The organism is Acidisoma sp. S159, assembly GCF_009766125.1.
Classification (GTDB): domain Bacteria; phylum Pseudomonadota; class Alphaproteobacteria; order Acetobacterales; family Acetobacteraceae; genus Acidisoma.
Genome location: NZ_LMUG01000068.1, coordinates 31935 through 45491, shown reverse-complemented (window position 1 = coordinate 45491; position 13557 = coordinate 31935). Strand labels below are relative to the sequence as shown.

Annotated in this window: 17 protein-coding genes; 8 read left to right on the top strand and 9 right to left on the bottom strand. The window is 61.0% G+C overall.

The genetic code is table 11. The features are described 5' to 3' along the window. Positions 1-239: 239 nt before the first annotated feature. From GSQ92_RS25350 to GSQ92_RS25325, 6 genes are all read right to left on the bottom strand, one after another. Complete coding sequence (locus GSQ92_RS25350; RefSeq protein WP_216856944.1) at positions 240-659, bottom strand: PRC-barrel domain-containing protein; 420 nt, start codon at positions 657-659, stop codon at positions 240-242. Positions 660-725: 66 nt separating this feature from the next. After that, positions 726-1397: a PRC-barrel domain-containing protein gene (locus GSQ92_RS25345; protein ID WP_159014295.1), complete on the bottom strand. Its 672-nt coding sequence runs from the start codon at positions 1395-1397 to the stop codon at positions 726-728. A 426-nt stretch (positions 1398-1823) separates the two neighbouring features. Further along, a complete protein-coding gene (locus tag GSQ92_RS25340; RefSeq protein WP_159014293.1) occupies positions 1824-2021 on the bottom strand; it encodes a hypothetical protein in 198 nt (65 codons plus the stop codon). Between the two features lie 122 nt (positions 2022-2143). Continuing rightward, positions 2144-2452 carry a hypothetical protein gene (locus tag GSQ92_RS25335; RefSeq protein ID WP_159014291.1) on the bottom strand — a complete coding sequence of 103 codons (309 nt, stop codon included), beginning with the start codon at positions 2450-2452 and terminating at the stop codon, positions 2144-2146. Between the two features lie 547 nt (positions 2453-2999). Then, entirely contained in the window at positions 3000-3341 is a 342-nt protein-coding gene (locus tag GSQ92_RS25330) for a hypothetical protein (RefSeq protein ID WP_159014289.1), read from the bottom strand. After that, positions 3338-3664, bottom strand: coding sequence for a hypothetical protein (locus GSQ92_RS25325; RefSeq protein ID WP_159014287.1), 327 nt, complete (start codon positions 3662-3664; stop codon positions 3338-3340). The genes GSQ92_RS25330 and GSQ92_RS25325 overlap by 4 nt, the downstream gene beginning before the upstream one ends. Before the next feature lie 487 nt (positions 3665-4151). Between GSQ92_RS25325 and GSQ92_RS25320 the strand changes: the two genes are divergently transcribed. Beyond that, positions 4152-4529 (top strand): multidrug efflux SMR transporter, encoded by a 378-nt coding sequence (locus GSQ92_RS25320; RefSeq protein WP_254066689.1) that lies wholly within the window; start codon positions 4152-4154, stop codon positions 4527-4529. A 567-nt stretch (positions 4530-5096) separates the two neighbouring features. Here the strand turns inward: GSQ92_RS25320 and GSQ92_RS31890 are convergent. Then, positions 5097-5285, bottom strand: coding sequence for an Rmf/CrpP family protein (locus GSQ92_RS31890; RefSeq protein ID WP_371418589.1), 189 nt, complete (start codon positions 5283-5285; stop codon positions 5097-5099). Positions 5286-5467: 182 nt separating this feature from the next. Between GSQ92_RS31890 and GSQ92_RS25315 the strand changes: the two genes are divergently transcribed. After that, on the top strand, positions 5468-5725 hold the full coding sequence (locus GSQ92_RS25315) for a hypothetical protein (protein ID WP_159014285.1): 258 nt from the start codon (positions 5468-5470) through the stop codon (positions 5723-5725). Between the two features lie 27 nt (positions 5726-5752). After that, the gene (locus GSQ92_RS25310) at positions 5753-5962 is read left to right on the top strand and encodes a hypothetical protein (RefSeq protein ID WP_159014283.1); all 210 of its coding nucleotides are present in this window, start codon (positions 5753-5755) and stop codon (positions 5960-5962) included. 446 nt (positions 5963-6408) lie between these two features. On the opposite strand, the gene GSQ92_RS25305 is transcribed toward GSQ92_RS25310, so the two are convergent. Both GSQ92_RS25305 and GSQ92_RS25300 read right to left on the bottom strand, forming a co-directional pair. After that, a complete protein-coding gene (locus GSQ92_RS25305) occupies positions 6409-6612 on the bottom strand; it encodes a hypothetical protein (protein WP_159014281.1) in 204 nt (67 codons plus the stop codon). 12 nt (positions 6613-6624) lie between these two features. Next, a complete protein-coding gene (locus GSQ92_RS25300; protein ID WP_254066688.1) occupies positions 6625-7248 on the bottom strand; it encodes a PRC-barrel domain-containing protein in 624 nt (207 codons plus the stop codon). A gap of 165 nt (positions 7249-7413) precedes the next feature. On the opposite strand from GSQ92_RS25300, the gene GSQ92_RS25295 reads away from it, so the two are divergent. The 5 genes from GSQ92_RS25295 to GSQ92_RS25275 all read left to right on the top strand — a co-directional run bounded on the left by GSQ92_RS25295 (position 7414) and on the right by GSQ92_RS25275 (position 13434). Beyond that, positions 7414-7629, top strand: coding sequence for a hypothetical protein (locus tag GSQ92_RS25295; protein WP_159014279.1), 216 nt, complete (start codon positions 7414-7416; stop codon positions 7627-7629). 471 nt (positions 7630-8100) lie between these two features. After that, positions 8101-8436 carry a hypothetical protein gene (locus tag GSQ92_RS25290; protein WP_159014277.1) on the top strand — a complete coding sequence of 112 codons (336 nt, stop codon included), beginning with the start codon at positions 8101-8103 and terminating at the stop codon, positions 8434-8436. 184 nt (positions 8437-8620) lie between these two features. Continuing rightward, positions 8621-10780: a 4-alpha-glucanotransferase gene (gene malQ / locus GSQ92_RS25285; RefSeq protein ID WP_159014275.1), complete on the top strand. Its 2160-nt coding sequence runs from the start codon at positions 8621-8623 to the stop codon at positions 10778-10780. A 69-nt stretch (positions 10781-10849) separates the two neighbouring features. After that, on the top strand, positions 10850-11932 hold the full coding sequence (locus tag GSQ92_RS25280; RefSeq protein ID WP_159014273.1) for an IS5 family transposase: 1083 nt from the start codon (positions 10850-10852) through the stop codon (positions 11930-11932). A gap of 278 nt (positions 11933-12210) precedes the next feature. Continuing rightward, positions 12211-13434: a phosphotransferase gene (locus tag GSQ92_RS25275; RefSeq protein ID WP_159014271.1), complete on the top strand. Its 1224-nt coding sequence runs from the start codon at positions 12211-12213 to the stop codon at positions 13432-13434. Positions 13435-13557: the final 123 nt, after the last annotated feature.

Below are 13557 nucleotides of genomic sequence, written 5' to 3'. Positions count from 1 at the left end.
CGTCGTCGCCCTCGTTACGTGCTTCCTCGTGATCGACTACATAAGACGCGGCGAGGCCGCACGGACAAAGGGACCTGCTCATAATCTTCGCCGTGTTCTCCGATAGATCGCCGCAGCTGCGCGGCAACAAGCCTCCGCTTCGCAATCTCCTTGCGCTTTACGCGAAGGCTTGAAGCAACCGAAGCAGGATCGCCGGCTGCGCAGAGGGCCACTGGCGTGTCCCTTTTTAGGTTGTCGTTCTATCGAGTGCCCATTCCGCCCAGGCCAGGGCCGACACCAGGCGCCACCCTCACATCCCGATCATCACCATAGTAGGTGTCAATGTCTGTGCTGCGCCGGTCGTCCCAAAGGCTGACATCGTCGTCGGCATACGAGGGCGCGCCCTCTAGCCGGCTCTTGTCGAGATTGACGACGAAGCCACCGGCGCCCTGGTCGTAGGTGAGCTGATTCCACGGAAGCGGATGATAACGGCCGCCCATCCCGAGGAAGCTTCCGAAGTTTAGAATGGCGTAATCCGCCTTCCCTGAGGCCTTGTCGATCATGATGTCGTAGACATTGCCTATCTTCTCACCGCTGGCATCATACACGGCTGTTCCGTTCACCTTGCCGGCAGCGATCAGTCGGCCGCCGGTGTCGCTGGTGTCCTGCACGCTATCCATGATTTCCTCCTGCATTTCGTGCCTGGCTGCCGGGTTAATGGCAACCAGGATGGTTGGGATATGGTATCAGTCTTCGAACTTGAAGCCTGGATCAGAAGTTAAAGAATCCTTAGTCGCTCCAGGTAGGACGAGGCTGTATTCATGATTCTGCATAGCCATGGCGGACACAGGTTGCCCGACCGCGGGGGCATTGCCGGACGTTGCCGTATTTGAGGCTGTTGCTCCGGGCGCCATTGCGGGCGCACCCGTGCTGCCGCTGGTGCCCGCGGCGTTGATTGGCGCGGTCCCGGGAAGCGCAACGGGTGTCGCTGCATTTTGGGTTGCCATCTTGGAGCCGCTAGCGGGATTTGACTGACTCGGCACCAGCTTCAAGTTCTTGAATGGCACTTGGACAAGCTTGGTTCCGATGCCGAGGAAGCCTCCAACTGAGAGAATAGCGTTCGACACTGTCCCATCGGACGTCACAAGAAGGTCATTAACCGTCCCGATGCTGTTCCCCTGGTCATTGTAAACGGTTGCTCCCACGAGTTCGCTCGAGCGCCAATCATCATGGGTTTTCGTCAGAGAGCCATTCGGCGCCTTGTCCCCGAGCGCCATTGTGCCGGGCTTTGACGTACCTGAAGGGGCGTTGCCGCTAGCAGCCGAGTTGTTCTGAGCCAACGCTGGCACGGTCGCGACCAAAGAGACAGCCGCTGCCAGATAAAGGCCGCGAGCCACGGAACGATTTAGACGGGTCATTGGAGTTTCCTGTTTTCCGGGTTTTGCACCCAGATTCGAGCTGGCACGCGAGTCGGCCGCTTTCAAGCGCCGCTAAGGATGGTCACGGAAGACTGATCTCGGCGCTCGTCTGAAAAACGCTCGTCTGAAAATTGGGCGAGGCGAGTGCGCCCTGCCTGATGAGGCCCGGGCTTCGTAGTTAGGGCGCCTGAATGAGCCTCCTTAGCTCCGCGATCTCAGAGGAACGCAGCGTCAGCTCAAGGTGCCTGTCCACCAAACCGACAGCAGGTCATCTCACCATTGCAGCACAATCTGAGGCGTGACGGGCGAGTCTTCCTCCAGCATCGTCAGCTGCCCCGCTGTGAACTGGCGCAGCTCCCACTCTTTCCTCGCAAGGTCGACTAGCGCCTTCGCTTGCGAGAGCTGGTCGTCGTGCAATGGCCCGCCTCAGCTTTCAGGAGGCCTAACTAGGGGCGGGCTATATTTCCCGACGCCGTCGACATAACGCTCGTCGACCTCTTCCTCGGTATCCAGTACGGCCTCTCCGTTGACGCGCTCAATTGCATCAGCCGTGTATTTGGCGAGGACTCGGACACTCTCCCCTGCCAGCGGATCACCTTTGGTGAAGTTATAGACCTTGACCAATTTTGCCTCCGGTCGTTAGGGCGACGTAGCCTCCCTCTGCTGCTCCTTCTCGCACGTCACCAGCCCCGCCTCGAGCGCGGTGAGCTCAGAAAAACGGGCCGCCCGTGAGCGGCCCTCGTCGCTCATGTCTGGCCACCGTCAATGACGCGCAAGGTGGGCTTCTCGTTACCCTGCAGCGACGGCCTGAAGCGCCGGCCGAGCTCGGCAAAGTGGTCTACCAGCGGACCACGGCCGCGAGCTGCCTGTTGGGCCAGAAGAACGGCCGTATCTAGATCGTGCTGCTTGAGCTCCTTGAGCTGAGCAGCAAGACCCGCGATAGCGGCGGCTAATTCCCTGTCTTTGGCCAGTTCCCTTTCCGTCGGTGGCGGCGGAATTAGAGCCGCCTCCCGTTCCGTGGTGGCCCTGCTCCGGCGAGGTTTCGGAGTGGCCATTACGCCTCCCTCCCCGACAGATCGCGCAGCAGAGCGTCCAGCACGCCTTTGTGCCAGTCGATCGTAATGCAGTCGCTGTGATTACATGGTCGACGGGCATGGCGGCTGCACGACTGACGCACGGGCTCGCACGCCGGCGAGCGTTAGGGCCGGCATCTTGGCAATGCGCTTCGCGAGGCGGCTTCTCTCTTCCAGATCGCCTCTGCGCAAGGAGGGCGATGCTGTCGAACTCGGCGCCCGGCGGTAAGTCGGTTCCCGCATTCATCAACGCAGACGCCTCTCGATAGGCAACGACTGCCTGCTCGCAATTGCATATCAGCACACCGTCCAGCTCCTCCCCGACTCTGGCCTTGGCCTGCAAGCCCCCAGGCGCATGCATTCGCTTTAGGCAGTCGTCCGCGTCGCGTAAGCACTGAGCGGCCGCCGCCATGTTTCCTGTCGCCCGATATCGCCGGGCGGTCAGCTCAGCAAGATCAGTGGCGATCGCAAGATTGCTGATCTGGTCGGCGACAGAAGTCGTGGGCGATTGTGCGGTCTTCGCCATGGCTCAGGCCCTCCCCGAGGATGTCGCGAGCGAGACCGCCGCGAGCAGGGTGCGGTTACAGGACTGGCTGCCGTAGCCGGCCTCTTCCTCAAAGTCACGCAGCACCATCCTCGCCTTCGCCTGCATGCCCTCGGCGGTGTGAGCCTCCAGCGCGAAGACTTCCCCGCGTATCTTCCACCCGCGCTCGACGGCGGCGCGCTCGAGCTTTGCGATTTCCTTCACGCGTGGATGGTTGTGCGGAAGGTTGTCCCCCTCATCGTCCCACGCCTTGAACTGGTCATCATTTTCCTGGAACTCCCGGCTGAGCGCTACCAGTCGAGCGTCAGCCGTCTGCACCGCGCTCAAGCTGCCACTCCCTGCAGGATGTCTTGGGACAACGAGGCCGACGTCCTATCCTCCGATACTGGCACGCCAGCGACGTCGCGCATGGTCCGTTTGAAGATGACAGCGGCCTTGGCGCGGAGCCCCTCGAGGATCAGGGCGCGGGTGAGGAAGATGGTGGCCTCGAGCTCGTGCCGCCGATCGCGAACTCGCTCGATGAAGCGGCCATATGCGGCGCACTCTGGCGAACCGGGGATGCCATCACCGGCCAGCTTGTAGAGGCGGTCATCCTCGACATCGATTTCGCGCCATTTCTCGCAGCGGGCGATGGGCCACGCGTCGCGCAACGGTGTATCCTGATGAACAGCCTCGCGCACGGGCCGCCCGTGCGCGGGGTTAGGCACGGACAAGGCGCGAGACTTGTCCGGGCCGCTTTTCCCTCGGAACGCTCGTGGGGGTATTCTTTCGCCTCGGCTACTGCGATCCGGCACTACCTGATTTTCTTCGATAACCCTGAAGGATTTCGTCCGGCGGCCCATGCTTATTGGGGACTGCGGCTGCCTTGGGTGGAGTTCGCTGACAACTTGCCTCATGTGGACGCTACTCGGGGGTTCGCGATGCCGCGATCGGCGATCCACGCGACCGCCAGAAGGCCCGCTGAACGTGAGCCGCGTGTCGATGCATTGGGCGCCGGCGAGGAACTTGTCCAGATGGCGGGCGGCGCTCTGCCACTAAGCGGTTCCCAATCCCTCACTCCTTCGCCGGATGCGACTCGTTCGCGAGGAGCTTGTGTGGGTATCCGCTAGCGCCTCCATCGTTCGCGGAAGAGGGTCTATGAAGGCGCCCCTCTCTCCCTCACAATGGCTTTATGAACCGCAATCTCCTAATCTACGGCGCGCTGAGATTCGCAATCTTCTTCGAGGTCCTAGGAACTTCGTTTCTAAACAGACGCAGCAGTTCACGAAGTTACTGCCGACATTCTTGACAGCAATCAGCTATTTTGCGGCCTGCTATTTCTTCACGATCCCGATCAAGACGATGCCGATCTGTATCGCTTATGCGATCTGGAGTGGACTCGGCATCGTGCTGATCTCGTTCGTCGGCTTCATCTTTTACAAGCAAAGCCTCGACGCTGCCGCTCTGATCGGCCTTGGCCTCATCTTGGCGGGCGTGATCGTGGTCAATGTCTTCTCGAAGTCCATCGTGCACTGATGGCGGCTTTCCGAGGTCGTGAACAGCGATCCACGGCGACGCCCACGCGGCTGTTGGTGCACCGCACGGCAGCCCCGATCCGGATTGGGCGATCGATGTGGCGCCCGAGCCGAGGGGGCGGCCCTGATGCTCGGGCGCTTGCACTGAGTCTCGACGTCAGCGGATCTGGCCGGGCGCCATGTCCGATGACGGCCGGGGTCGTGAGTCCACCTTTTGGCTGCCTCAATGCCCCATTAGATGAGCGCGGAATTGGAAGCGTCCTGGCATACCTGAACGTCAGGCCAGTAGGAGTGGGTCCTGCTGGGGCGGGGATGTCCGTAGTTTGTTATTGTGGGCGGCTACGAGGCGATGACCGAGCGCTCATCCTTTGCCGAAGGCGTCTGGGGCTCGGCATTCTCTCCCCAGACGCCGGAACCTTCGCGCATGTCGGGCCTCGATCACTCCGACGATGCAGCTATTGCAAGACGATAAAGAGGGCGATGACGAGGAGAGCGGCGAGCGCCGCCACGATGATTACCCAGCGACAACCGACCGGGTCCATCTAGTCGTGCTCACTGCAGACAACCTTCAGCTGGCGTCCTCCGGGGCAGTAGCCGAAGGCTGCATCCAACCGCTGACCCACTGGTATCTAGCCTGAGTGTCAGCAGGGTGGGGACAAGCCGTCATAGGCTTACCCTCGTCTCGGGCCTGTCTGCCGGCAGACCGAATTTTCAAAGCCGCATCGGTGTCGGACCCAGAACCCTCACGTTCAACCATCAAGATGTCCCCCGAAACTTTCATCGCCGTTGATAATCGTCCGCATCGGACAATTGGGGACGATAGTCCCGCAGCCTCATCACAGTTTGAGACGAGTTCGGTGATGGGGCGCGGAGATGACTTGCTGCTCGGCGCGGGATAGCTAAATCCAGACGCGCTGTTGCCACCCTGGAGGCTCACACATGCAAAACGCTGCGCAGATTGATGTTGCTGTCGGGGAGAGGCCGGCTCCTGGCGAGAGGTTCATCATAACTCTCCAGGAAAACAGCGAGATGCTGGGGACGCTGGATCATGGCAGAACGTTCCGTATCGTCTCGCCCTCCAGCACTGAGCGCGACTACCAGCTGAAGAGCAGCGCCCTCACCGTAGTCGACTTCGATGGCAGCTCGGCCAATGGCAACGAGCCACGACTGGTTGGACTGCTGACCTACACCGATTGACCCCGTTCTTCTCGCTAGCCTTTGAACTTGAGCGACATGCTTGAGCGGCTCGGCAACGTCATCTACTGGCTTTGCCTGGTCGCGGCCGTCGTGCTGGTGATCGTTGGCATCATGACCTTCGCGACCATAGGTGGTCAGATCACTCAGACCTGGACCATCTTCGGCGGATGGGCGCTGGTTGCAGCGGCGACCTATGGGGTTGGCTGGCTGGTGCGGTTCTTCACTTTTCGCGGTTGAATGCCGCCGTCCCGACCGGTTGAGTTGAAGTGCAACAGTCGGTGTAGCAATTGGAACCAGGGAGCTTCCCGATCACATCTTAGGCTTCGCGCGGTTGATCACGCTGACGGAACTCAGGCTAGGGCATCTAGAGTCGGGGAAGCGATGTTGCGGGTGCGTGGATTCACCGAGCGTATTGAGAGAGATGGGGAGGCCCTCACCGCCTCCGCGTCTGAGTGCGAGGGGGTGGTTACTGTCTGGATCGAGAACAAGAGCAAGAGTGGCCCAGTGGGAAACCGGTCTGCAGAGGTTGTTGCAGCGAGGCTGCTTCGGGAGCTGCTGCTAGAAGGCAAACGCGGACTGAATCACGATCGGCATACAAACGGTGCCAGATGCGCCTCCGGTGCAGCAGGCAGGTGGGCCGACTATCGGGGCCGCTGGAGCGAGGTTGGACGGCAGTCGCCGCATCATTCGTCTAGGTCATCTTTCGCCTTGCGCATGGCGCTGCGTCGCGCCTTGAAGGCGGCGTTGCCTCGTTTCTGCGTTACCTTGTCACGCTCCGCACGCGCGGCCGCGATCTCCGCGAGTTCTTCAGGCGTTCGGACGACGGCATTGTCGGCTGGGGTCGGGGCGGTGTGCCATGGCTTCCAAACGAGTGGGCGGCGGCTCATGGGCAGCGTCTATTACGGTGATGGGTCGATGCAGTGGCGCCCGAGGTCGCTGCCGAATGCCACCGCCACTCGGGCCGTTTTAGCGGACAGCCCCACCCACTCCCAATCCAGCGTCACCCAGGCCTGGCGCGGGACCGATCCCCGGACTGGTGCCATAGTAGGTGTCGATGTCAGCGCCACGTCGCTCATCCCACAGCCTGAGATCGTCAGCCGCGTAAGTTCGCGCTCCTTCCAGTGGCTGCGATCCAGATTGACCACGAACCCGCCGGCCTGCGGATCATAGGTCAACTGGTTACGGGGCAGTGGATGGTAGCGCTCGCCGATCCCCAGAAATCCTCCGAAGCTGAGGATCGCGTAGTCGGCTTTGCCCGAAGCCTTGTCGAGCATCACGTCGTGGACGCTGCCGCGGCTTTCGCCGGCCGCGTTGTAGACCGACGTCCCATTAACCTTACTGGCAGCGATCAGCCTTCCGCCGGTGTTACTCGGGTTTTCAACGCTGGCTATAGCCCCCTCCGTTTCGATGCTTCGGCGCCATCTCAGCTTGCGCGGAACTCCCGGAAAATAGGCTCGGAATTCGCTGATTTCAGGTGGCTGACGGCCGGCTACGGAGACGTGATCTCGGCGCCTGCCTATCACGGTTCCGCTGCGGAATAGCTGAGATGCTGCACGTCCAGTGACGATCTCATCCTGTGCCGGAGGATTGGTGTTCTGCGGAAGTCGCGGGTCTCGGCGAAAGGGCGCGCACTAGATCCTCAGCAGATCGCGTTGGGCGGGATGGTCCCGCGGCTCAGGACGACACCCATGACTGACCTTTCTCAAGACGAGTCCAAGCTCCTATCCGCCATCTCGGGCGGCGAGTGGGTCCGGATCGACGACCTTCGGGATGTCACAGGCATCTGGCGAATCCACACGATCGTGCAGGAGATGGCGGACCGGGGCCTGGTCGAGGTTCAGGTTCGGCGCACGGGAAACGCGGTGCGCGTGCCGCGGCGTCGGTGGGGCGGGCAAAGTGGCTGATGGGCTCTTGCGGGCGCGAAGCCCAGGCATCAGTCCGCGGCGTCCTTCTCCACCTCGCGCTTAGCCCACAGACGCGCCTTCAATGCCGTACCGGCGCGTCGATTCGCGAGCGGAATGGCGGCGGGTCTGGGGCGCCGCTCCGACGGAGCGACGCCTCGGCACCTTCGCCGCGCCCGCTACGATATGCGTATTTCGGCGTCGTAATGGAGAGTGTGTGAGATCTGAAACCTTGGCGAACCGCTGTGGAATTGAAAGATCAGCTAGCCCAGGTGTTGGCGACGAAGCATACTGACCCAAACGCTATACGCGGCGCTGGGGAATATGTTGACCACGAGAAGTTCATCGCTTGGAAAGTCACTGCAAAACACTTGCTCGTCACATCGTGTGGAAGAGAATCGCAGCAATTTCTCGAGTTCGAAAAGAACGAAAAACCACTGAACGTCGATAAAAACCTAAAGATTTTGAAGCGTATTGCGGCTGTTTTTGCGGCTGCCGAGGCTGTATCTCGGCGGTCTCTTCAACAGCCTGAGTCATCTCGTCCGATCAGAAGCTTTTGACACCCAGCTTGATCAAGCTCGCGAATTGCTCGCTTCCGGTTATGCAAGCCCCGCCGCGGTAGTGGCTGGTGGGGTGTTGGAAACCACTATCAAGGGGCTGTGTGGAGAAAACGGGATACCTTTGGGCAAGCTGGGCAAGATGAACGAAGACCTTGCGAAGGCGGGGGTATACAACAAGTTGGTTCAGAAGAAAGTGCAAGTGGGCGGACGTCCGCAACAACGCCGCGCACGGGCACTACGATTAGTTTGAACCCGCCGACGTTCAAGACATGATCCGAGACATCGAGACTTTTGTCTCCGAGCGACACGCCTAGGTTGCGAGCGCTCTGCATAAACATCTTGGTTGCAAGCCTTTTCGTCGTCGGCAAGCGCCACCAGTTGTAGCATCGACGACTCGCCTATCCAGGGGACCGTTCAAGATCGCGAGGCGAAAAATGAAACCTCTAGAAGCGCTTGCCGAGCGGGCAGGCATTGAGCTCGACTTCGTTGACGCTCGCGGCGAGACGCAAAGGGCGACGCGAGAGGCTCAACATGCTCTCCTAAAAGCAATCGGTTTGAAAGCGGAGGACGACGCCGAGGCTACTGCCCTGCTCCAAAGCCTCGACCACGACGCTTGGCGACGCGCGCTTGAGCCTGTCGTTGTTTCTCACGCCAATAATGGACCGGTCAAAGTCGAGCTAACGCTGCCTCAGGAACAAGGTCAGCTCGACTGGCGCGTAACGCTTGAAGAAGGCGGCGAAATAAAAGGTTGCGCAGTCTTCTCCAAGTTGAAGCTTCTCGAGCGGAAGGAGATTGGCACACAGTCCTTCGAGCGGCGTGAGTTCGTCCTGGGGGAGCGTTTACCCACGGGTTATCACAGTCTCGAGGTTCAGCCGAGTGGCGCTGCGACCACTCTAATTGTAAGTCCCGGTCGGTGCTGGCTCCCGCCAGAGTTGGCCGGCGGACAACGGATCTGGGGCGTCACGGCGCAACTCTATCTGCTTCGCTCGGCCGGCAATTGGGGCATCGGCGACTATGGCGATCTGCGGCGCCTGGTGCAAATGATGGGCGAGAGAGGCGCGGACGTGATCGGCCTCAACCCCCTTCACGCCATGTTCCTCGACGATCCGGAGCACGCCAGCCCTTATTCACCAGCGAGCCGCCTGCTTCTCAATGACCTCAACATCGACGTCGCGAGCCTCCCCGAATTGCGCTACAGCGATAAGGCGCAACAGCTCGTCGGATCCGAGGATTTCCAGCAAAAGCTTCAAGCGTGCCGTTCCGCAGTGCTCGTCGACTACACGACCGTTGCCGACCTCAAGCAACAAGTCCTACGGTTGCTCTTCAGGACCTTCCAGGCGGGATATGACGCCGGGCGGCAGCATTCGTTCGAAGCGTTCCGCTGCGCTTCCGGTGACGTGCTGGAGCGTAGCTGCCTGTTCCAAGCCTTACGCCAACATTTTTCGGACCAGGGGCACAGCCGAGCGGACTGGCACAGCTGGCCCGTCGAGTACCAGGACCCTGCATCGGAGGCCGTCGCCCGTTTCGCGATGGACGAGCAGGACCTGGTGAACTTTCGGGTCTGGCTGCAGTGGTTAGCCGACGAGCAGCTCGGGGCGGCGGCCGCGGGGGGTAGCCACATGGCCGTTGGGCTCTACCGCGACCTCGCTGTCGGCGCCGACCCGACCGGCGCGGAGACCTGGGCCAGCCAGAAAGCAATTATCGCCGATGCGCAGATTGGCGCTCCCCCAGACATCTATAACCCCAGTGGTCAGGATTGGGGGCTGCCGCCGTTCAATCCGGCAGCGTTGCGCGAAGAGGCTTACCGCAGCTTCATCGACCTCGTACGTGCGAACATGCGGCATGCTGGCGGCCTTCGCATTGACCACGTGATGGCCCTTCAACACGCCTACTGCGTCCCGAAGGGACGGTCGCCTGCAGAAGGTGCCTATCTTCGCTATCCGCTCGAGGACCTCGTTGGAATCCTGGCGCTCGAGAGCCAGCGCAACCAGTGCCTCGTCGTCGGCGAAGATCTGGGCACGGTTCCAGAGGGTTTTCGGGAACGCATGGCGGCGGCGAATATCCTTTCTTACCGCGTTCTCATGTTTGAGAAGGACGACGAAGGTTTCATTCCGCCAGCGAGCTATCCGGCGCTCTCGCTGGCGGTTGCGGGAAACCACGATCTTCCAACGCTCCACGGGTGGTGGGAAGCGAGGGACCTCGCTCTGAAGGCACGGCTGAACCTGTTTCCGACGCCTGAGGACGCCTCGCGAATCCGGGAGGAGCGCGAAAGCGACCATAAGCAAATGGCCGTCGCGCTGCAGCGGGAAGGCCTCCTGGCGGAGGGCGAGGAAATCGACGTCGAGAGCCTCATCCGCAAGGCTCACACCTTCCTCGCCCGAACGCAGGCGCTTATCGCCATGGCGCAGATCGACGACCTCACCGACGAAGCAGACCCCGTAAACGTGCCGACCACGTCGGACGAACATCCAAACTGGCGCCGACGTCTGTCGCTCAGCCTCGAAAAGCTCGCTGTCCATCCGCGGCTGAAGGAAGTTGCAAACTCGTTCGTAGAAGAACGCGGCAAGGTGGCAGCAAATCTAGCAGGCTGCTGAAAAACCCTTGCGGCGAGGCGAGCGTATCGGATTCTCTGGCGTACTTCAGCGGGCAAGACGTGGGTCAAGATGCGTGGAACGGATTACCAGAACGACAAGCTTTTTAGCTACGTCCGCCCGGACAGCCGGGTGCCGGCTGATCATCCGCTGCGGACCATCCGCCGCGTGACGGACACCGCGCTGACTGCGCTGTCCCCCAAGTTCGCGTCACTCTATTCCGCCATTGGGCGGCCTTCGATCCCGCCCGAGAAGCTGCTGCGCGCCCTGCTGCTGCAAGCCTTCTACACCATACGTTCGGAGCGGCAGTTGATGGAGCAGTTGAACTACAATCTGCTCTTCCGCTGGTTCGTTGGGCTGTCTGTAGACGAGCCGGTATGGGTGCCCACGGTGTTCAGCCATAACCGCGATCGGCTGCTCGCCGGCGACGTTGCCGCTGAGTTTCTCGACGCTGTACTGAACCTGCCCGAGGTGCGGGGGCTTCTGTCGGCGGAACATTTCTCAGTGGATGGCACACTGATCCAGGCATGGGCCTCCATGAAGAGCTTCCGTCGTAAGGATGGCAACGACCAGGACGCCGGACCCGGACGCAACGGCGAGCGGGATTTTCACAACGACAGACTCTCCAACGAGACGCATGCCTCAACCACTGATCCAGATGCGCGGCTGGCCAAGAAGTCCAAGGGCAGCGAGGCGAAACTAGCCTTTACCGGTCATTTGCTGATGGAGAACCGAAACGGCCTGCTGGTCGATGCGCGGCTGACGCACTCCACCGGCACAGCGGAATGTGAGGCGGCGCTTGACATGCTGGGCGATTTGCCAGCCGCCGCGCGCGCGACCGTGGGCGCAGATAAGGCCTACGACACGGCAAGGTTCGTGAGCGCGGCGCGCGATCTCAGAGTGACACCGCACGTGGCGCAGAACATCACGGCGCATCGCGGGTCGACTATCGACGGACGCACCACGCGGCATGATGGCTATCGCCTAAGCCAAACCATCCGCAAACAGATCGAGGAGGCGAATGGCTGGATCAAGGAGGTGGCGGGCTTGGCGCAAACCAAGCACCGCGGGCTGGCCCGGGTGGGTTGGATGTTCACATTGAAGGCACTGGCTTACAATTTGGTCCGGCTACCAAAGCTGCTGCCAATGGGATGAGTCTGTGCGCACTATGCCTCACGGCCGACTCAGAGGTTTTGGGGCTCCGGCAAAAACGATGAAATCCGCCGTAGACATTCAAAACCGGCACTACGACAGGGGAAAGTCCGCCGTCACGGGCATTCTTCAGCGGCCTGCTAGAAGCACCTCTTGAGCCGGAAGACCTTCAGGCTCAAGTCTACTGGGACCAGGACATTATCGATTTTGTGTGCGACTGCCTGCCATCCTACCTCGTCGAGCAACGCTGGTACCCGGCAAAGGATGCCGGGCGGCCCGTTGTGTCACTCGAGCGCCTGGTGCCCTTCCCGCTTGATCGGCTCGATGCGTGCATCGCCATCTGGACAGCGGAACCCCCGGGGCAGGAAAAGGTGCGTTTGTTCCTTCCAATCGCCGTTCTGGCGTCTCAGCCTGACAAGGGCTCAAGTATCGGTCGCTTGCCATCAGGCCAAGTCATTGTCGACGGCTTCCAAGAAGACGCCTTCGTGCAGGCGTGGGTCCGCGCAATCTTGGGCCGTGCTGACACTCCGCGCCATCTATTTGCAGGTTCCACAGTCCAGGGAAGAGAGGGGGCGCTGATAGAAGACAAGACATGGACAATTCGGCGCAGTGAAGTCGAGCAATCTAATACATCGATACGTATAGGCGACGCGGCTATACTTAAGGCAATTCGCAAGTTACAAAGCGGCGTTCATCCCGAGGTGGAGATGGGCCGCTTCCTGACCGAAGCGGCACCCTTTGAAGCTACCCCTGCCCTTCTTGGCTGGATCGAGCTTGACGGCACGACACTTTCCGTTCTGCAGGCCTTCACCGAGAACGAAGGCGACGGCTTTGCGTGGATATGTGAGCGCCTCCGTAGCGCCTCCCCCGCTGACGCTGCGGCGACATTGGCGTGGATAAGGAGGTTGGCCGAGCGGACCGCTGGCCTGCACCGGGCGTTGGCTTCCCCGACGAATGACGAGGCTTTCCGGGCCGAGCGCGTCACGAAAGAAGACATCATCGGCTGGCGCACGAGTGTCCAGGCCCTCGCGGATCGCGTGCTTAGTGGCCTGGAGAACCTTAGTTCGCGCGTCGATGCACCGACAAGACGAGCGGCGCGGGCTCTATTGGATCGACAGGGCGACCTCATGCTCCGCATCGAACACCTACTGCCGTCGGACGTTATAGCCGACAAAACGCGCCACCACGGCGACTATCATCTCGGGCAGGTCCTTGTTCAGAACGAGGACGCCGTCATCGTCGATTTTGAGGGCGAGCCTCTTCGGCAACTCGCGGAGCGGCGCGCTAAACACTCGCCCCTCCGCGACGTCGCGGGGATGCTGCGATCTCTGGACTACGCCGCTTCCACAGCTCTAGGCAGGGTTGGTAACGCTTCTGACTTGGATAGATTGCGTCTTGAAAACGGACAACTGAAGCGGCCAATGTCTACCTGGAGCAGTACCTTTCGACCGCGAAAGGAAGCGCCGGATGTCCTGCCGATAGGGCGGACGCCTTACGGCTCGTAACGTTCTTCACTTTGGAGAAGGCCCTTTACGAAGTGCTCTACGAACTCGCCAATCGGCCAGAGTGGGTCGGAATCCCGCTGCGCTCCGTTTTCGCCTTGCTCGACGAGCCGCCTTCCAGGTCGT